The sequence below is a fragment of the Novosphingobium sp. NFX11 genome, from assembly GCF_057376415.1.
In genome coordinates this window covers 3,150,001-3,168,101 of sequence record NZ_CP080384.1, presented here as the reverse complement: position 1 = coordinate 3,168,101, position 18,101 = coordinate 3,150,001, and the positions used below count along the sequence as shown (strand labels likewise).

Below are 18,101 nucleotides of genomic sequence, written 5' to 3'. Positions count from 1 at the left end.
GCCTTATCCCTCAGCGCCGTCATTGCGATCGATCAAGCCGCTTGCGTTTGGAATCGGAATGGCAGCCCTTGGCGCAACATGGCCCCTGCGGCGGTCCCGGAGGTGCGGGGACCGGCACGCTCACCGCACCGCCATTGCAGGTCATGGCGACAAACTCACGCGCCTCGACCTGCAGCGGGCCGACCATCGCCGGGACCAGCGCCAGCGTGCCGAACAGGGCGATCAGGCGCCGCGTCATGGCGCATCCTCGTCGATCAGGATGCGGTTGGCGGCGCCGTCCATATCCTCGTACTGGCCCGAGCGCATCGTCCAGAAGAACGTGCCCAGCGCGCAGAGCCCCATCGCCAGCGACAGCGGGATCATGAAGCCGAGAATCGTCATTGCGCTTCCTTCCCTGCCGCGCGCGCCAGCCGCAGCGAATTGCCGACCACCAGCAGCGAACTGCCCGACATCGCCAGCGCCGCCACCAGCGGGGTGACGTGGCCGAGGATCGCCAGCGGCACCGCCAGCACGTTGTAGCCCACCGCCATCGCGAAGTTCTGGCGCACCACCCGCATCGTGGCCCGCGCGACCTTCACCGCCGTCGCCACCGGCATCAGCCGCTCGCCGACGAAGACGCCGTCGGCCGCCTGCTGCGACACGTCGCTCGCCCCGCCGGGCGCGAGGCTGACGTGGGCGCCCGCCAGCGCCGGGCCGTCATTGAGCCCGTCGCCCACCATCAGCACCTTGTGGCCAAGCGCCGCGCGGCGTTCGAGCAGCGCCAGCTTGTCCGCCGGGCGCATCGCCGCGGTGGCGAACAGGCCCAGTTTCCGCGCGACACCGCCGACCGCTTCCACCCTGTCGCCCGAGGCGATCGCGGCGATGAGGCCCTGCGCCTTCAGCGCCGCCAATGTCTCGGTCACGTCGGGGCGCAGGCTGTCGGCGAAGGTAATGCGGGTGCGGGTGCCATCGACGAGCAGGTCGACGGCGAGAGTGTCGGTCTCCACCTCCGGCCGCAGCAGCGCGACTTCGGCACCGTCGCAGCGCCCGATCATGCCGGAGCCGGTGGCCTCGCGCACCAGTTCGACGGCTGCGGGCTCCACACCTTCGCCGCGCAGCGCATGGGCGAGGCCACGGCTCAGCGGATGGCGGCTCGCCTGCGCCAGACCCAGCGCGATGGCGCGGCTGCGCGGGCCGAGCATGGCCAGCGTGACCGGGCGCGGTTCGCCCAGCGTCAGGGTGCCGGTCTTGTCGAGCAACACTTCGTCCGCCTCGGCCAGCCGCTCCAGCGCCGAGCCGTCCTTGATGAGCAGGCCCCGCCGCATCAGCGCCCCCGCCGCGACGACTTGCGCCGCCGGAACCGCAAGGCCGAGCGCGCAGGGGCAGGTGATGATGAGGACGGCGGTGGCGATCGTCAGCGCCTTGTAGACGCTCGCCCCTGCGATCAGCCAACTGCAGAAGCTGAGGAACGCGAGGGTGTGGACGGCGGGCGCATAGAGCCGCGCCGCGCGGTCCGCCACGCGCACGTAGCGCGAGCGGGACTGGCCCGCCTCGTCCATCAGCCGCGCGATGTCGGCGATGGCGGTGTCCTGCGCAGCGGCGGTGACGCGCACCCGCACCGGGTTGCCGAGGTTGATCGTGCCCGCGTGGACGAGGTCGCCAGTCACGGCGGGGCGCGGGGCGCTCTCGCCGGTGAGCATCGCGGTGTCGATGGTGGTGCGGCCTTCGACGACCTCGCCGTCGGCGGCGAGCGCTTCGCCTGCCGCCACCAGCATCGTCATGCCGGGGCGCAGCTTGTCGGCCTCGACGTAGCGGGCGGTGCCGTCCTCGCCGATCACTTGCGCGCCCCGCCCCATGCGGCCGAGCAGGGCGGCGATGCCGGAGCGGGCGCGGCCGCGCATCATCGCGTCGAGCGTGCGGCCCGCGAGCAGGAAGAACAGCAGCATCACCGCGCCGTCGAAGTAGGCGTGCTCGCCTCCGGCCAGCGTTTCGTAGAGGCTCATGCCCGTCGCCAGGATCACGCCGATGGAGATCGGCACGTCCATGTTGGTGCGCCGGTACTTCAGCGCCATCCACGCCGAGGCGAAGAACGGGCGGCCCGAATAGACCACCACCGGGATGCCGATCAGGGCGCTGATCCAGTGGAACATGCCGCGCGTCACCGCGTCGGTGCCCGACCAGACCGAGACCGAGAACAGCATGATGTTCATCATGCCGAAGCCCGCCACCGCCAGCGCGCGGATCAGGCGCTTCGTCTCCACATCGTCGCGGGCGAGCGGGTTGTCGGCGGCGCGTTCGGCCTCGAAGCCGAGTTTGCGCAGCTCCTCGATCAGCGTTTCGGCATCGAGCGTCTCGGCATGGCTGACGGCGACGCGCTTGGCGGAGAGGTTCACACGCGCCGAAGCCACGCCGGGGACGAGCCCGAGGCCGCGTTCGATCTTGCCGATGCAGCCGGCGCAGCGGATGCCGGGGACGGTGAAGCGGCTGTCGATGCTGGGCGCGGTATCGAGTGCGGTTTCGGCGGGGACCGACGGCGGGGGTGTGATCGCGTTCATGCGCCGATCTCCTGTTCGGTGCGCCATTGGCGGCCCTCGGTTTCGACATCGAAGCGCAGGGTCCAGCGGCCTGCGGGCAGCGGCCGGGTGCTGATCCAGTGCCCGCCCTCGCGGTGGAAGGTGAGTGCGGTGTCGGGGAGGCGGCCGAGGGGGTGGCGGGCCACGGCGGTGAGCTTGGTGTGGGCGGCGGGGGCTTCGACAAGCTCAGCCTGAGCGGGATTTATAGCAGCGCTATTACCTCCCACCCGCTCATCCTGAGCTTGTCGAAGGATGGATGGCGCGACCTTCAAATCCACTACCACCCTGCCCTCGGCCCCGCGCCGCGCTTCCAGCCGCCACCCGAGCGCCTTCTCCTTCGCCGCTTCATCCAGCCAGCGGTTGAAGTCCTGGCTGGCGACGTAGGAGTTCTCCACCACGATCCCGCCGAAGGTGGTGCTGGCGAGCGTCGCCATCGTCACGTTGACTGCCAGCACCACGCCGAACCCGGCGACGAGGATCGCAGTCATATGCTTTCCATTGAAAGGCTTGCGGGTTTGCACGGTCATGGGATCGCCTCCTGCGGCGTGTCGAAGGTCACTTCGGATAGGGCGGTCTCGCGCGCCTCGCCCTCGGCGGTGACGCGGAAGGCGAAGTCCTGCGCGGCGGTTGTCGCCAGACCTGGGGCAGGCGCGACGACGTAGACGCGCAGGGGCAGCGTGGCGTCGGCGGGGATCGTGCGGGTGAGGGTACGGGCGGCGTCGGCGCGGGCGCTGTCGTCGGTCCACATCACCGCGCCGGGGAGACCGACGATGGCGATCTCCATCCTGCGCGGGCGGCCCTCCATGTTGCGCAGGCGCAAGGTGTAGGCGCCCCGCACCGAGCCGTCGCTCAGGAGGATGTACGGCGGGTTGCGATCCTTGGCGACGGTCAGTCCGGTGTGGACGCGGGTGCCCAGCGCGAACAGCAGGGCAAGGCCGATGCCCGCCCAGACCGCGAGGTACGCCAGCGTGCGCGGGCGCCAGATCAGCTTCAGGTGGCGCGTCGGCGGCTGTCCCGCCTTCTCGCGCTCGGCATCGTCCAGCGTGGCGTAGTCGATCAACCCGCGCGGGCGGCCGATGTCTTGCATCACCCGGTCGCAGGCGTCGATGCACAGGGCGCAGGTGATGCAGCCGACTTGCGGGCCCTGGCGGATGTCGATGCCGGTGGGGCAGACGGCGACGCACTGGTTGCAGTCGATGCAGTCGCCGAACACGTCGGGCGCTTTCTGCGACTTCTTGAGGCTGGCGCGCGGTTCGCCGCGGAAGTCCTTGTAGGTGACGGTCAGCGATTTCTCATCGGTCATCGCGGTCTGGATGCGCGGCCAGGGGCACATGTAGATGCACACCTGTTCGCGCATGAAGCCGCCGAGCACGAAGGTGGTCGCGGTCAGCGTCGCCACGGTGGCGTAGGCGACGGGGTCGGCGGTGCCGCTCCAGAACGCGGTCCAGAGCGTAGGCGCGTCGGCGAAGTAGTAAATCCACGCGCCGCCAGTGGCGAGGCTGATGGCGAGGTAGATCGCCCACTTCACCAGCCGCCGGGCGATCTTGGCCGGTCCCCACGGGGCCTTGTAGAGCCGCATTCGCGCATTGCGGTCGCCGTCGATCAGGCGGTCGACGTGCTGGAACAGGTCGGTCCAGACGGTCTGCGGACAGGCATAGCCGCACCACGCCCGCCCCACCGCGCTGGTGACGAGGAACAGGCCGATGCCCGCCATGATGAGCAGGCCCGCCACGAAGTAGAACTCGTGCGGCCAGATCTCGATGCCGAACATGTAGAAGCGGCGGTGGGCGAGGTCGATCAGCACCGCCTGGGTTGGCGCATAAGGGCCGCGATCCCAGCGCAGCCACGGCGTGACCCAGTAGACCGCGAGGCACAGCGCCATGATCGCCCACTTGATGCGGCGGAACTTGCCGTCGATGCGGCGATTGAAGACGGGCTCTCGCTTTGCGTAGAGCGAGAGCTGGGTCATGTCGGGGGCTTGTTCATGGTACTTGTCCCGCCTGGGAGTGCTTCCTTTTTCTCCGTCATCCCCGCGAAGGCGGGGACCCATCTCCTGAACTGGCATGTTGCACGGTCATCAGATGGGTTCCCGCCTTCGCGGGAATGACGGGTCAGAGGGTGGCGGCAGCTTCGGGCTCGGGCGCAGGCGTCTGTTCACCCCCGCCGAGCGAGTGGACGTAGGCCGCCAGCATCTTGATCGTCACCGGATCGAGACGGCCGGTCCATGCGGGCATCACCCCCATGTGCGGCTTGCTGACCTGCGCGACGACATCGTCCTTCGTGCCGCCGTCGAGCCAGATCGCATCGGTCAGGTTGGGCGCGCCGAACTGGCGGCTGCCCTTGCCTGCCGGGCCGTGGCAGACGGCGCAGTTGTCGGCGAAGAGCTTCGCGCCCTCGGCGTTGCCGCGCGCCTTGCCCGAAAGCGAGAGGACATGGCTTGCCACCGCGTCGATCTGCGCCGCCGTCAGCAGGCCATCGCTGCCGAAGTTCGGCATGATCGACTGCCGCGTGACGTCATCGCCGGGCTGGCGGATGCCGTGGAGCAACGTCGTCTCGATGGTTTTCAGATCGCCGCCCCAGAGCCAGTCGTCGTCGTTGAGGTTGGGGAAGCCCTTCGACCCCGCCGCGCCGGCGCCGTGGCACTGGACGCAGTTGATCCTGAACGCCGCCGCGCCGCCCGCCACCGCCGCGCGCATCAGTTCGGGGTGCTTCGGCAGCTCCTCGATTCTCATGTCCGCCAGCGCCGCCACGGTCTTCGCGCGGGTGGCGGCGGCGGCCTTCATGTCCTTGTCCAGCTCGCCCCGGCTGGTCCAGCCGAGCGTGCCTTGCGTCGCGCTCGAAAGCATCGGCCACGCCGGGTAGACCACGCTGTAGCCCAGCGCGAAGACGATGCAGGCGTAGAAGGTCCAGAGCCACCAGCGCGGCAGCGGGGTGTTGAGTTCCTCGATCCCGTCCCACTCGTGGCCGACGGTTTCCGTGTTCGTGGCTTCGTCGAGGCGTCCTTTTGGATGATGCTCAGCCATCGTTCTCGTCCTTGAAGATCATCGTCGCGGCGGCGTCGTTCTTCGCGCGGTGGCCGGGCCGGAAGGGCCAGGCGATCAGCACGACGAACACCACCAGCATCGCCAGCAGGCCCCAGCTGTCGGCCAGATGCCGCAGCATGTCGTACGTGGAATGGGTGCTGAGGGAGAAGGTCATCGCCCCTTCTCCTTGGCCAACTGCTCCTGCGCGGCGGCGGCGTTGACATCGACCATGGTGCCCAGCACCTGCAGATAGGCGACGAGCGCATCCATCTCGGTCACGCGGCTGGGGTCGCCGTCGAAGTCGCGGATCTGCGCCTTGGGGTAGCGCTTGAGCAGGTCGCCGGGATCGGCTTCCGGGGCGGCCTGCGCGTTGAGGTCGGCCAGCGCGCTGGTGATGTCGCGGTCGGTGTAGGGCACGCCCACGCGGCGCAGCGCCGTCAGGTTCGCGGCGGGGTCGGCGACTTGCAGGTCACGCTCGGCGAGGAAGCCGTACTTCGGCATCACCGATTCGGGCACGACGCCTTCGGGGTTCGTCAGGTGCTGGACGTGCCAGCTGTCCGAATACTTGCCGCCCACGCGCGCAAGGTCAGGCCCGGTGCGCTTGGAGCCCCACTGGAACGGATGGTCGTACATCGATTCCGCCGCGAGGCTGTAGTGGCCGTAGCGCTCCACCTCGTCGCGGAAGGGGCGGATCATCTGGCTGTGGCAGACGTAGCAGCCCTCGCGCACGTAGATGTCGCGGCCCGCCTGCTCCAGCGGGGTATAGGGGCGCACGCCCTGAACTTTCTCGATGGTGTTGTCGATCCAGAACAGCGGCGCGATCTCGACGATGCCGCCGATGGCGACGACGACCAGCGCGCAGATGCCCAGCAAGGTGATATTCTTTTCAAGCGTCTTGTGGCGTTCGACGATGGTGGTCATGGTTCTTGTCCCTGTTCGTCGTCAGTTCGCGAGGATCGGGCGGTCGGCGGCGGGATCGTAGGCGGCATCGCGCAGGGGCTTTTCCTCGCGCAGCTTGCCGAGGATCGTGGCCCAGACGTTGACCGTCATGATGACCCCGCCCGCGAGGTAGAGCGCGCCGCCGAAGGCGCGCAGCGCATACATCGGATGGAGCGCCGCCACGGAGTCTGCGAAGGAGTTCACGAGGTAGCCGTCGGCGCCATATTCGCGCCACATCAGGCCCTGGGTGATGCCCGCCACCCACATGCTGGCGGCGTAGAAAACGATCCCCAGCGTCGCGAGCCAGAAGTGCCAGTTCACCATGCGCAGCGAGTACAGGCGCTCACGGCCCCACAGGCGCGGCACGAGGTAGTAGATCGCGCCGAAGGTGATCATCCCGTTCCAGCCCAGCGCGCCGGAGTGGACGTGGCCGATGGTCCAGTCGGTGTAGTGCGAGAGCGAGTTGACGCTCTTGATGCTCATCACCGGGCCTTCGAAGGTGCTCATGCCGTAGAAGGCCAGCGCCATCACCATCATGCGGATGATCGGATCGGTGCGGACCTTGTCCCAGGCGCCGTTGAGCGTCATCAGCCCGTTGATCATGCCGCCCCAGCTCGGCATCCACAGCATGATCGAGAACACCATGCCCAGCGTCTGCGCCCAGTCGGGCAGCGCGGTGTAGTGCAGGTGATGCGGCCCCGCCCAGATGTAGAGGAAGATCAGCGACCAGAAGTGGATGATGGACAGGCGGTAGGAATAGACCGGCCGCTCGGCCTGCTTGGGCACGAAGTAGTACATCATCGCCAGGAAGCCGGCGGTCAGGAAGAAGCCCACCGCATTGTGGCCGTACCACCACTGCACCAGCGCGCCCTGCACGCCCGCGAACAGCGGGTAGCTCTTGGAACCCAGCAGGCTGACCGGCAGGTCAAGGTTGTTGACCACATGCAGCATCGCCACGGTGACGATGAAGGCGAGGTAGAACCAGTTGGCGACGTAGATGTGCGGTTCCGAGCGCCTCACGATCGTGCCGACGAAGACCGCGAGGTAGCAGACCCATACCACCGTCAGCCACCAGTCGACGTACCATTCGGGCTCTGCGTATTCCTTGCCCTCGCTGATGCCGAGGAGGTAGCCGGTGGCGGCCAGCACGATGAACAGCTGGTAGCCCCAGAACACGAAACGGGCGAGACCGGGGAAGGCCAGCCGCGCGCGGCAGGTGCGCTGGACGACGTAGAAGCTCGTCGCGATCAGGGCATTGCCGCCGAACGCGAAGATCACCGCCGACGTGTGCAGCGGGCGGACCCGGCCGAAGTTGAGGTAGGGCTCCAGATTGAGCCAGGGCCAGGTCAGCTGCGCGGCGATGAACACGCCCGCCAGGAACCCCGCCATGCCCCAGAACACCGTGGCGATCATGCCCCAGCGGATCGGGTCGTCGTCATAGCGCCCCTGATCGGGGAAGCGCAGCACGCCGCGCGCGATGCCGTCATAGTCGGCGCCGCGCAGGGTGAACCACAAGGCGGTCATCGCCGCGATGGCGACGATCCCCATGTGGATGGCGAAGCCCTGATCCACCGCCAGCGCGGAGGCCATCACGGCAAGGAAGAGCACGGCAAGCCACACGCCTGCCCGCGCCAGCACCGAAACCATAAGCTGTCTCTTTTCGAGATGAGTTGCTGATCAGGGTCCGCCTTGGGCGCAGGAGCCGGGAGTCGCATTGACGGGGATCAAAAACCCTCGTCGTCCCGGACCTGATCCGGGACCGCTGGCCGTGAACGGCCCGCCTCGCGGTGCGCGCAGCAGGGGCTTCGACAAGCTCAGCCTGAGCGGTGTTGAGAGGAGAGGTTATCAGTCCCGCTCAGGCTGAGCTTGTCGAAGCCCCCGCCGGGCAGCACGCGCCTAAAGACAGCCACCGGTCCCGGATCAGGTCCGGGACGACGGGGCGACAGCAAAATTCTCCCCGACTTGCGCCCGATCAATTCATCCCGGTTGCATGAAGCGCAAACCGCAAGGGCCGCTCAAGAGGGGGACATGCATGGTGCAGCCCCGGCGGTCATTCGAAAGACAGCGATATGCGCAAGATCACCCTGCTCGCCGCCGCGCTTGCGGCCACTGCCTTCACCACGCCCGCGATGGCCGGAAGCCCGGACGGCAGGTTTCAGGTCAAGGTGCTCGCGACCGGGGTTCTGCCCGACGGCGGCATCGACAAGGTCAAGTCGATCGATTCGGGCCTTGCCGCCACGCTGACCGGCATGGGCGTCACCGACGTCGACGCCCGGGCGAACGACAACGTCGTGCCCACCCTCGCGGTCGAATACTTCTTCACCAAGGCCGTCTCGGTCGAGACGATCTGCTGCTTCACCCAGCATCACGTGGGCGGTGCGGCGGACCTTGCGGGCACGCGGCTGGTCGATCACGTGCTGATCCTGCCCGCGACCGTGACCGCCAAGTACCACCTCGACACCGGCACCCCGATCAAGCCTTATGTCGGCGCCGGCCCCGCGCTGTTCTTCGTGTTCGACGAAAAGCCCGGCGCCACCGCGCAGGCGCTCGGCGTGGACAAGGTGAAGATGTCCAATTCCTTCGGCGTCGCGCTGCAGGCGGGCGTGGACATCGCGCTCGGCCAGAGCGGCTACGGCGTGACGCTCGATGCCAAGAAGTACTTCATCAAGCCGACCGCCAGCTTCTATGCCGATGGGGCGAAGGTGCTGGAAACGAAGCACGACCTCGACCCGTGGGTGCTGAGCGCGGGCCTGTCGTACCGGTTCTAAGCGCGCTTGCCCTTGACAAATATAACCACATGGGTTATATGGCCCAGCATCCGGAGCGGCGAATGATCACGTCGCTCCGGTGTATCGGGTCGGCGTCGTGGGCCGGGATGCGGTTTCAACCGTGGCCATGCAACCCACGCGTCCGTTCGAAGACCCGGACTGTCCCTGCGCTACCGGAAACGCCGTCCATACGTTCCTGCGACACGTCGTTGGGCATGGGACGGCCATCCCGGATAGCCTTCGGCCGATAACGCTGCGAACCCTAACGATGGCCACATGGGACAAGTCCGATGGAATACAGGTCGAGCCGGGCTGCACCGTGAGTTACCCGGCCGCTCGCCAGAGCTTCACGGAAAACAAAACCCCGCGTCCCGGTGAGGACGCTCCCGACGCCGACCCGATGTTACCTTCGGATGCGTTGATTTCCCCGGCGTAATGGCCCGCACTCGCCAGCGGGTATTTTTGCGTGACCCCGCTGCACGAACGACATCGTCATCCCAGCGAAAGCTGGGACCGCTGGCCTGTTACGGCCAACTATCGTTCAAACGCCCTGCCGAGGGTTGGGCTTTGCGCGGCCAGCGGTCCCAGCCTTCGCCAGGATGACGGTGTTGGGTGACGATGTTCCCGCATCCTACCCATTCACACTTCGTGGAAGTTCAATGTCGCGTTCAGGATGAACACCAGCGTGCCCGAACACAGCGAGACGATCACCCGCGCGAGCAGATAATGCGCGTCGAACACCGTGGTCAGCAGCGCGAAACCGCCGAGGATCACCGCCAGCCCCACCAGCGCGTTGGTGAGGTAATAGACATAGCCGGTGAAGATCCCGCGATCGCTCTCCCGAAACACCCAGACCCGTGCAAGGCCGTAATTCAGCGAGTTGGCGAAGAGGAACCCCGCCGTCACCGCCACGAACTTGTCGATGCCAAGCTGCGAGACCATCAGCCAGATCAGCGCCATGTCGATCGCGAAGCACAGGCACGAGGCCACGGCATTGCGCACGAACAGCACGGCGGTGTGCCGACTGAACAGGCCGTAGTGCGGGTGAGCGCCAAGGGAGCCCGGCACGATGGGCGAATGAAACATGCCAGTGGCAACGCCGCCGCCTCGCCATGGTTTCCCGCGAGCCGGTAACAGGGACGAACCGTTACCCTGCCTCGGCGACCAGCGTGTCGAAATCAAGGATCGTCACTTCGCGGCGCGAGGGCAGGTCGATCACGCCCTCGTTCTTGAGCCGGGTGAACTGGCGGCTGACGGTCTCGATGGTCAGGCCCAGCACGTCGGCGATCTGCTGGCGCGAGAACGGCAGGGTCAGGATGCGCCGCCCCGGATGCTCGAAATCGATCCGGCAGCCGGCGCCGCCGAGCCGTTCGGTCATCTCGACGAGGAAGCTCGCCATCTTCTCCGCCGCCGACTTGCGGCCGAGCAGCAGCATCCAGCGGCGCGTGCGGTCCAGTTCGCCCAGCGTGCGTTCGAGCAGCTTGTGCTCCAGCGCCGGATGCTCGCGCGCGAAGGCGTCGAAGTCGCGGCGGGAGAACACGCAGACGCTGGCGTCGGTCAGCGCCGTGACACCGTGCCCGGTGGTGCCGCCGAAGGGGCGGCCGATGAAGTCGGAAGGATAGACCACGCCGACGATCTGCTCGCGCCCGTCCTCGGTGTTGGTGGAGAGCTTGAGCACGCCGTCGATGACATTGGCGACGAGGACCGAATCCTCGCCCTCCCAGATGATCGATTCCCCGGCGGTCAGCTTGCGCGTGCGCCCGATCGCATTGAGCGCATTGAGTTCGCCGGCGTCGAGCGCGGCACAGATCGCCCGGTTGCGGACGACGCAAAGATCACAGCTGGACATGGTTTCCGATCACCGGGGGCTTCTCGTGGGTTGTATAGCGTATTGGCGGCTCGCGGGAAACTGCAGGGGCTTCGACAGGCTCAGCCTGAGCGGGGTTGGAGGTTTACGCTACCTCCGCTCACCCTGAGCTTGTCGAAGGTGTCAAACCTGCCGCTTCTCGAGCTTGCGCGCCAGCGTGCGGCGGTGGAGGCCGAGGCGGCGCGCGGTTTCGGAGATGTTGAATTCGCACTCCACCAGCGTCTGGTGGATGTACTCCCACTCCAGCGTCTTGATCGAGGTCTTGCGGCCCTCCACCGGCACGCTGGCATCGCCGCGCAGCGACGCGAAGGCCGCCTCGATGTCGTCGGTGTTGGAGGGTTTGGCGAGATAGTGCGAGGCGCCCAGTTTGATCGCCTCGACGGCGGTGGCGATGCTGGCGTAGCCGGTCAGCACGACGATGCGCGTCTGCGGCGCATGGGCATGAAGCGCCTCGACCACGGTGAGGCCGGAACCCGCGCCGAGTTTCAGGTCCACCACCGCGAACTCGAAGCTGTCCGCCAGGAACAGCGCCTCGGCCTCTTCGGGGCTTGCAGCGGAGGCGACGCGGTAGCCGCGTCGTTCGAAAGAGCGGCGCAGGGTTCGCGCGAAAGTGGGGTCGTCCTCGACGATGAGCAGGCTGGCGCCCGTCGCGCCGATGGCGGAGGGAGTGTCGGTCATTGCTTCTCCTGCCGTTGTTCTTGTTCTTCGAGCGCCAGTGTAGCGAGGGGGATCGCCAGTTGCACGCTCGCACCGCCGGTTTCACGGTTCTCCACCGAGACCGCGCCGCCCAGCTTGCGGATCACGTTGACGACGAGGAACAGGCCGAGCCCGCCCCCGTCGCGCCCCTTGGTCGAGATATAGGGCTGGCCGATGCGGCGCAGCACTTCGGGCGCGAAGCCGGGGCCGCGGTCGCTTACGGTCAGCATGACCTGCCGTCCCGGACTCTGGGCAGCGCCCTCCCCTTCCAGCCAGACCTCGATCAGGACGAGGTCGGGCGAGACCTCGATGGCGTTGTCGATGACGTTGCCAACGATCTGGCGCAGGCCCGGATCGGCGATGATCTCGACGTCACCCGCCATGCGGTCGATCACGCGCAGTTCGCCGGGGATGCGGGTGCGCCATTCCTCGGCGAGATCGTCGATGAAGCCGCGCACGGTGGTCACCGCCGGATCGACGCCGCGCACTTCACCCGCCGACATCAGGATGCCCGACACGATCGTCTTGCAGCGCTCCAGCTCGCGGCGCACGTCAGCAAGATCGGCGGCCATGTCGGGGTCGTCCCTGATCGTCGGCTCGTGGCTCCAGTCGCCCAGGATCACCGAGATCGACGAGAGCGGGGTGCCCAGTTCATGCGCCGCGCCCGAGGCGAGCAGGCCCATGCGGATGATGTGGTCCTCCTCCGCAGCCTGCTGGTAGTAGTCGGCGAGGCGCGCATCGCTTTCGCGCCGGTTGCGGTCGAGCCGCACGACGAAGACGATCAGCAGCACGGCGGCGAGCACGAAGCAGAACAGGCTGCCGTAGATGTAGAGGTGGAAGTGATCGCCCGCCAAGCGATCGGGCAGCTGCAGCGGCTCGTAGAAGAAGGTCAACAGCGCCATGCACAGGCAGGCGTTGAGCGCGACCAGCCAACTCCAGCGCGCCTCCAGGATGATCGCGCCGATGACGATCTGGAGGAGGAACAGGAAGGTGAACGGGTTTGTCGCCCCGCCCGAGTAATAAAGCTGCCAGCACAGCGCGACGACGTCGATCATCAGCGCCGAGAACATCTCGCGCTGGGTGAACGATCTGCGCTGCAGCACGACGCGCGCGACGGTCAGGTTGATGACGATCAACAGCAGCGGCGCCAGCAGCAGCGGCGCCAGCGGCAGGCGGACCTTGAGCACGGCAGAGACCACGACGATGGTGGCCAGCTGCCCGAACACCGCCGTCCAGCGCAGCTGGGTGAGCAGGACGACGCTGGAGCGGCTCGGCGTACTGCCCGGCACCTCCGGCGGCGCGAAGAGCGCCGCCAGGCGCTCGATCACGCCCGGCGCCATGTATAGGCGAGCGCGACCAGCGACAGCGCCGCCATCGCGAACCAGGTCAAGGCATAGCTGAGATGGCTGTCGGGGAACGTGATCTGGGTGAGGCCGGGTACGGGCTTGAGGGCGGGCGCGGTAGTCGCCTGCTCCGTCTGGACATCGACGAAGGCAGGGGAGACGGCGCCCAGCTTGCGCGCTTGCGCCAGCGCGGCGGTATCGCGCGAGTACCAGCGATCGTCCTGCGGGGCGTTGGATTGCAGGATACTGCCCTTGGGCTCGGGCAGGCGCAGCAGGCCGACGATCGACACCTTACCCGCAGGCGCCGAGGCTCCGGCGTCGGCGCGGGTGGTCCCGGCGGGCACGAAGCCGCGGTTGATCCACAGGAGCCTGCCGTCTTCGAGGCGCAGCGGCGTCATCGTCCAGTAGCCCGTTCCGCGTTCCGTGGCGGCCCGCACCAGCGCGGTCGCAGGCCCGTCATAGACGCCCGAGACGCGGACGCGAAGATATTCGAGATCTGGGCCGAGGCTGCCGTCCTGCGGCAGCGCCTGTGGAGCGGCATGGACGCGCGCATCGACGCGGGCGATCAGCGCGTGCTTCCAGTGCATCCGCTGGATCTGCCAGATGCCCAGGCCCACGAACATCGCGAAGGCCACTAGCAGAAGCGCGGCAAGCCCGATGGGCCGCCGCGCTCCTTTGCCGCCGTTGTGCGGTCCTCGGTCAGGGCAGCTGGCCCATGTCGTGGACGCTCATCGGCATCATGTTGGTGTTGAGGTGGAACATGACCCACAGCGAACCGGACAGCGTGATGATGACCAGAACGATCGTGAAGATCAGCGCCATGACCGTCCAGCCGTTCTCCGACTTGGTGTTCATGTGCAGGAAGTAGATCATGTGGACCACGATCTGCACCACGGCGAAGGCCATGATGACCAGCGCGGTGGTCTGCTTGTCGGGGATCGCGCCCGTCATCACCAGCCAGAACGGGATCGCGGTGAGCACGACCGACAGCAGGAAGCCGACGACGTACTCGCGCATCGAGCCATGGCTCGCGCCGTGCTCGTCGTGGTGATCGTGCGCGGCGGGGTTGGGGTGGGCGTGTTCGTTCGCCATCACAGCATTCCCATCAGGTAGACGAAGGTGAAGACGCCGATCCAGATGACGTCGAGGAAGTGCCAGAACAGCGACAGGCACATGAGGCGGCGCTTGTTGGCCGGGATCAGGCCCTTCTTGCCGACCTGCACCACCAGCGTGAACAGCCAGATCAGGCCGAAGGTGACGTGCAGACCGTGGGTGCCCACCAGCGAGAAGAACGCGGTGAGGAAGCCCGAGCGCATCGGCGTCGCACCCTCGTGGATGAGGTTGCTGAACTCGTAGAGTTCGATGCCGAGGAAGCATGCGCCGAACACGGCGGTGACCAGCAGCCAGGCTTGCGTCGCGCCCTTGTTGTTCTTCTCCATGGCCAGCATGGCGAAGCCGTAAGTGATCGACGAGAACAGCAGCATGGCGGTGTTGAGCGCCACCAGCGGCAGCTCGAACAGGTCCTTCGGCCCCGGCCCGGCGGCCAGGCTGCCGCCCAGCACGCCGTATGCCGCGAAGAGCATGGCGAAGATGAGACAGTCGCTCATCAGGTAGACCCAGAAGCCCAGCATGGTGCTGCCGCCTTCGGGGTGGTCATGCTCGTTCAGGTCGTAGAACGCGGCCTGAAGCTGCGCCTGATCGAGGGTGTGCGTTGGAGCGGTGTTGGCGGTCATGTCTCAGGCTCCCGCGGCGGCGAGCTGGCGGGTGCGTTCCGCCTCGGTCGCTTCGACCGTCTCGACGGGGATGTGGTAGTCCCGCTTGTAGTTGAACGTATGGAAGATCGCGTAGCCGATGATCCCGGCGAACGAGACCGCCGCGAGCCACCAGATGTACCAGATCATCGCGAAGCCGAGCGACGTCGACAGACCCGCCAGGATCAGGCCGGTCCCCGTGCCGCTGGGCATGTGGATCGGACGGAAGCCGGAAGTCGGACGCTGGACGCCGCAGCGCTTCATGTCGTCCCAGGCGTCGAGGTCGTGGACCAGCGGGGTGAAGGCGAAGTTGTACTCCGGCGGCGGCGACGAGGTCGACCACTCCAGCGTACGACCGTTCCACGGATCGCCCGTCTCGTCCTTCAGTTCCTCGCGCTTCCAGATGGAGACGGCGAACTGGACCAGCATGGCGCCGATGCCACCGGCGATCATCACGGCGCCGAAGGCGGCGATGACGAACCAGATCTGGATCGACGGATCGTCGAACACGCGCATGCGGCGGGTCACGCCCATCAGGCCGAGGATATAGAGCGGCATGAAGGCGAACCAGAAGCCCGGAACCCACAGCCAGAAGCTGACCTTGCCCCAGAACTGGTTGAGCTTGAAGCCGAAGGCCTTGGGCCACCAGAAGTTGATCGCCGCGAAGATGCCGAACAGCACGCCGCCGATGATCACGTTATGGAAGTGCGCGATCAGGAACAGCGAGTTGTGCAGCACGAAGTCCGCAGGCGGCACCGCGAGCAGCACGCCGGTCATGCCGCCGACCGTGAAGGTCAGCATGAACGCGACGGTCCACATCATCGGCAGCTCGTAGCGGATGCGGCCGCGATACATCGTGAACAGCCAGTTGAACAGCTTCGCGCCGGTCGGGATCGAGATCACCATGGTGGTGATGCCGAAGAACGAGTTGACGCTCGCGCCCGAACCCATCGTGAAGAAGTGGTGCAGCCACACGAGGTACGACAGGATGGTGATGACCAGCGTGGCGTAGACCATCGACGAGTAGCCGAACAGGCGCTTGCCCGAGAAGGTCGAGACGACTTCCGAGAACACGCCGAACAGCGGCAGGATGAGGATGTAGACCTCGGGGTGGCCCCAGATCCAGATCAGGTTCACGTACATCATCGGCGAGCCGCCGAAGTCGTTCGAGAAGAAGTTGAAGCCGAGGTAGCGGTCGACGGTCAGCATCGTCATCACCGCCGTCAGCACCGGGAAGGCGGCGACGATCAGGATGTTGGTGCACAGCGAGGTCCAGGTGAACACCGGCATGCGCATCATGGTCATGCCGGGCGCGCGCATCTTGACGATGGTGCACACCAGGTTGACGCCCGAAAGCAGCGTACCGACACCCGCGATCTGCAGGGACCAGATGTAGTAGTCGACGCCGACCCACGGGCTGTACGCCAGGTTCGACAGCGGCGGATAGGCCAGCCAGCCGGTCTGCGCGAACTCGCCCACGAACAGCGACATCATGGTGAGCACCGCACCGGCGGTGGTCATCCAGAAGCTGAAGTTGTTCAGGAACGGGAAGCTGACGTCGCGCGCACCGATCTGCAGCGGCACGATGTAGTTCATGAGGCCCGTGACGAAAGGCATCGCCACGAAGAAGATCATGATGACACCGTGCGCGGTGAAGACCTGGTCGTAGTGGTGGGCGTTGAGGTAACCGTCGTTGCCGTTGAACGCCATCGCCTGCTGGGCGCGCATCATGATCGCGTCGGCGAAGCCGCGCAGGAACATGACCAGACCCAGGATCATGTACATGATGCCGATCTTCTTGTGATCGACGCTGGTGAACCACTCCTTCCAGAGATAGCCCCAGAGCTTGAAGTAGGTCAGGCCCGCGACGAGCGCGGCGCCGCCGAGCATCACGACCACGAAGGTCGCGAGCACGATCGGCTCCTGCGGGATGGCATCCAGCCACAGGCGCCCGAGTAGCGGACTCCAGTGGTTATGGGCTTCGGCTTCGATGGCCATGAGTGTCAGTTCCGCGAATTCAGGGAAATGTGAGCGGGCTTGGCGGGCAATGCAGGCGCATCCTCACCGCCGAAGCCGATCGACTGCGGCGCGGGGATCCCGGCGCCGTTCAGCGAGCGAAGGTCGGAAGGCGCCTTGACGGAACCGTCGCGCACCTGGCCGGGCATCTGCTCGCACAGCGCACGGACCCAGGCCAGCTCGCGCTTGACCGCGTCGCTGGGGTTCGCGCTCTCGGCAACCGCGCTGTCGCGGCCGTCCTTGTCGTACGACAGCATCTGCACGTTGCGGATGCCCGCCTTGCCCATACCGCCGCGCGCATCGAGAGCCATCATCTCGCTCATGCACATCTTGCCCGGCTGGACGCACATGTTGACGACGGCGTCATAGAGCTTGGGATCGACGTTGGCGAAGCGGATCGCCGGAACCTTCTGCGTCGGCTTCTCGAGTTCGAGGTAGGCCGCACGGTCGAGGGTGCCGCCCATCTGCTTGGCGGGAACGCCGGTGAACGCTTCGGCGGCGATCACGTCGCCCGCAGGCTGCGGCTTGGTGCCCGTGGTCTTCACATCACCGACCCACTTGGCGAAGTCCGCGTCCGAAACCGAACGCATCTTGAAGCGCATGTGGGTGAAGCCCGCGCCCGAGTAGTTGGCCGAGAAGCCGACCGACTCGACGTTCGAGTTCATCACCGCGTGCAGGCGCGTTTCCATGCCCGGCATCGCGTAGATCTGGCCCGCCATCGCCGGAACGTAGAACGAGTTCATGACGTTCGCGGAGGTGATCTTGAAGTTCAGCGGGCGGCCGCTCGGCACGACCAGTTCGTTGACCGTGGCAACGCCCTGCTCGGGGTAGATGAACAGCCACTTCCAGTCGAGCGCGACGACTTCCACCTCGAGAGGCTTCGCATCCTGCGAAACCTGGGTCTGGGCGTCGATGCGGCCGATGGTGCGGTAGGGATCGAGAAGGTGGGTGCTGGTCCAGGTCACGGCGCCAAGGCAGATGATGATGAGCAGCGGCGCGGCCCAGATCATCAGTTCGAGCTGGGTCGAGTGATCCCAGTCCGGCTCGTACTTCGCGTCCTTGTTATTGGCGCGGTAGCGCCACGCGAAGATCACCACCGCCAGCATCACCGGCACGACGATGAGCAGCATCAGCAGCGTCGCGACG

Annotated in this window: 19 protein-coding genes (1 of these 19 running past the window's edge); 1 reads left to right on the top strand and 18 read right to left on the bottom strand. The window is 66.7% G+C overall.

Going from position 1 to position 18,101, the window contains the following annotated elements; genetic code table 11:
- Positions 1–19: 19 nt before the first annotated feature.
- The 9 genes from KZO24_RS16285 to ccoN form a co-directional block, all read right to left on the bottom strand.
- Positions 20–238 (bottom strand): hypothetical protein, encoded by a 219-nt coding sequence (locus KZO24_RS16285; protein WP_271183628.1) that lies wholly within the window; start codon positions 236–238, stop codon positions 20–22.
- The gene (gene ccoS, locus KZO24_RS16280; RefSeq protein WP_008832429.1) at positions 235–381 is read right to left on the bottom strand and encodes a cbb3-type cytochrome oxidase assembly protein CcoS; all 147 of its coding nucleotides are present in this window, start codon (positions 379–381) and stop codon (positions 235–237) included. The genes KZO24_RS16285 and ccoS overlap by 4 nt, the downstream gene beginning before the upstream one ends.
- Positions 378–2,534, bottom strand: coding sequence for a heavy metal translocating P-type ATPase (locus tag KZO24_RS16275; protein WP_271183629.1), 2,157 nt, complete (start codon positions 2,532–2,534; stop codon positions 378–380). The genes ccoS and KZO24_RS16275 overlap by 4 nt, the downstream gene beginning before the upstream one ends.
- Positions 2,531–3,079: a FixH family protein gene (locus KZO24_RS16270; protein WP_271183630.1), complete on the bottom strand. Its 549-nt coding sequence runs from the start codon at positions 3,077–3,079 to the stop codon at positions 2,531–2,533. Before KZO24_RS16270 ends, KZO24_RS16275 begins: the two co-directional genes overlap by 4 nt.
- Complete coding sequence (gene ccoG, locus KZO24_RS16265) at positions 3,076–4,521, bottom strand: cytochrome c oxidase accessory protein CcoG (protein ID WP_486486589.1); 1,446 nt, start codon at positions 4,519–4,521, stop codon at positions 3,076–3,078. The genes KZO24_RS16270 and ccoG overlap by 4 nt, the downstream gene beginning before the upstream one ends.
- A gap of 142 nt (positions 4,522–4,663) precedes the next feature.
- Positions 4,664–5,575: a cytochrome-c oxidase, cbb3-type subunit III gene (ccoP, locus tag KZO24_RS16260; RefSeq protein WP_486486588.1), complete on the bottom strand. Its 912-nt coding sequence runs from the start codon at positions 5,573–5,575 to the stop codon at positions 4,664–4,666.
- Positions 5,568–5,750, bottom strand: a complete 183-nt coding sequence (locus tag KZO24_RS16255) for a cbb3-type cytochrome c oxidase subunit 3 (protein WP_008828422.1) — start codon at positions 5,748–5,750, stop codon at positions 5,568–5,570. The genes ccoP and KZO24_RS16255 overlap by 8 nt, the downstream gene beginning before the upstream one ends.
- Positions 5,747–6,496 (bottom strand): cytochrome-c oxidase, cbb3-type subunit II, encoded by a 750-nt coding sequence (gene ccoO, locus KZO24_RS16250; protein WP_271183633.1) that lies wholly within the window; start codon positions 6,494–6,496, stop codon positions 5,747–5,749. The genes KZO24_RS16255 and ccoO overlap by 4 nt, the downstream gene beginning before the upstream one ends.
- Positions 6,497–6,517: 21 nt before the next feature.
- The gene (gene ccoN / locus KZO24_RS16245) at positions 6,518–8,161 is read right to left on the bottom strand and encodes a cytochrome-c oxidase, cbb3-type subunit I (RefSeq protein ID WP_271183634.1); all 1,644 of its coding nucleotides are present in this window, start codon (positions 8,159–8,161) and stop codon (positions 6,518–6,520) included.
- Positions 8,162–8,583: 422 nt separating this feature from the next.
- Between ccoN and KZO24_RS16240 the strand changes: the two genes are divergently transcribed.
- Positions 8,584–9,282, top strand: a complete 699-nt coding sequence (locus tag KZO24_RS16240; protein ID WP_271183635.1) for an OmpW/AlkL family protein — start codon at positions 8,584–8,586, stop codon at positions 9,280–9,282.
- Between the two features lie 639 nt (positions 9,283–9,921).
- Here the strand turns inward: KZO24_RS16240 and KZO24_RS16235 are convergent.
- The 9 genes from KZO24_RS16235 to cyoA form a co-directional block, all read right to left on the bottom strand.
- Entirely contained in the window at positions 9,922–10,368 is a 447-nt protein-coding gene (locus KZO24_RS16235; protein WP_271183636.1) for a GtrA family protein, read from the bottom strand.
- Positions 10,369–10,429: 61 nt separating this feature from the next.
- On the bottom strand, positions 10,430–11,131 hold the full coding sequence (locus KZO24_RS16230; RefSeq protein WP_008831369.1) for a Crp/Fnr family transcriptional regulator: 702 nt from the start codon (positions 11,129–11,131) through the stop codon (positions 10,430–10,432).
- 141 nt (positions 11,132–11,272) lie between these two features.
- Positions 11,273–11,827 (bottom strand): response regulator transcription factor, encoded by a 555-nt coding sequence (locus KZO24_RS16225; protein ID WP_069708543.1) that lies wholly within the window; start codon positions 11,825–11,827, stop codon positions 11,273–11,275.
- Positions 11,824–13,185, bottom strand: a complete 1,362-nt coding sequence (locus KZO24_RS16220) for an ATP-binding protein (RefSeq protein WP_486486587.1) — start codon at positions 13,183–13,185, stop codon at positions 11,824–11,826. The genes KZO24_RS16225 and KZO24_RS16220 overlap by 4 nt, the downstream gene beginning before the upstream one ends.
- Complete coding sequence (locus tag KZO24_RS16215; RefSeq protein ID WP_285020202.1) at positions 13,170–13,811, bottom strand: SURF1 family protein; 642 nt, start codon at positions 13,809–13,811, stop codon at positions 13,170–13,172. The genes KZO24_RS16220 and KZO24_RS16215 overlap by 16 nt, the downstream gene beginning before the upstream one ends.
- Positions 13,812–13,887: 76 nt before the next feature.
- Complete coding sequence (gene cyoD, locus KZO24_RS16210) at positions 13,888–14,280, bottom strand: cytochrome o ubiquinol oxidase subunit IV (RefSeq protein ID WP_008831373.1); 393 nt, start codon at positions 14,278–14,280, stop codon at positions 13,888–13,890.
- Positions 14,280–14,921 carry a cytochrome o ubiquinol oxidase subunit III gene (cyoC, locus tag KZO24_RS16205; protein WP_271183639.1) on the bottom strand — a complete coding sequence of 214 codons (642 nt, stop codon included), beginning with the start codon at positions 14,919–14,921 and terminating at the stop codon, positions 14,280–14,282. The genes cyoD and cyoC overlap by 1 nt, the downstream gene beginning before the upstream one ends.
- A gap of 3 nt (positions 14,922–14,924) precedes the next feature.
- Positions 14,925–16,937: a cytochrome o ubiquinol oxidase subunit I gene (gene cyoB, locus KZO24_RS16200; RefSeq protein WP_271183640.1), complete on the bottom strand. Its 2,013-nt coding sequence runs from the start codon at positions 16,935–16,937 to the stop codon at positions 14,925–14,927.
- A gap of 5 nt (positions 16,938–16,942) precedes the next feature.
- Positions 16,943–18,101: the 3' portion of a ubiquinol oxidase subunit II gene (gene cyoA / locus KZO24_RS16195; RefSeq protein WP_271183641.1), read on the bottom strand. It continues 173 nt past the right edge of the window; only the last 1,159 of its 1,332 coding nucleotides appear in the window; its start codon lies off the right edge, out of view; it ends in the stop codon at positions 16,943–16,945.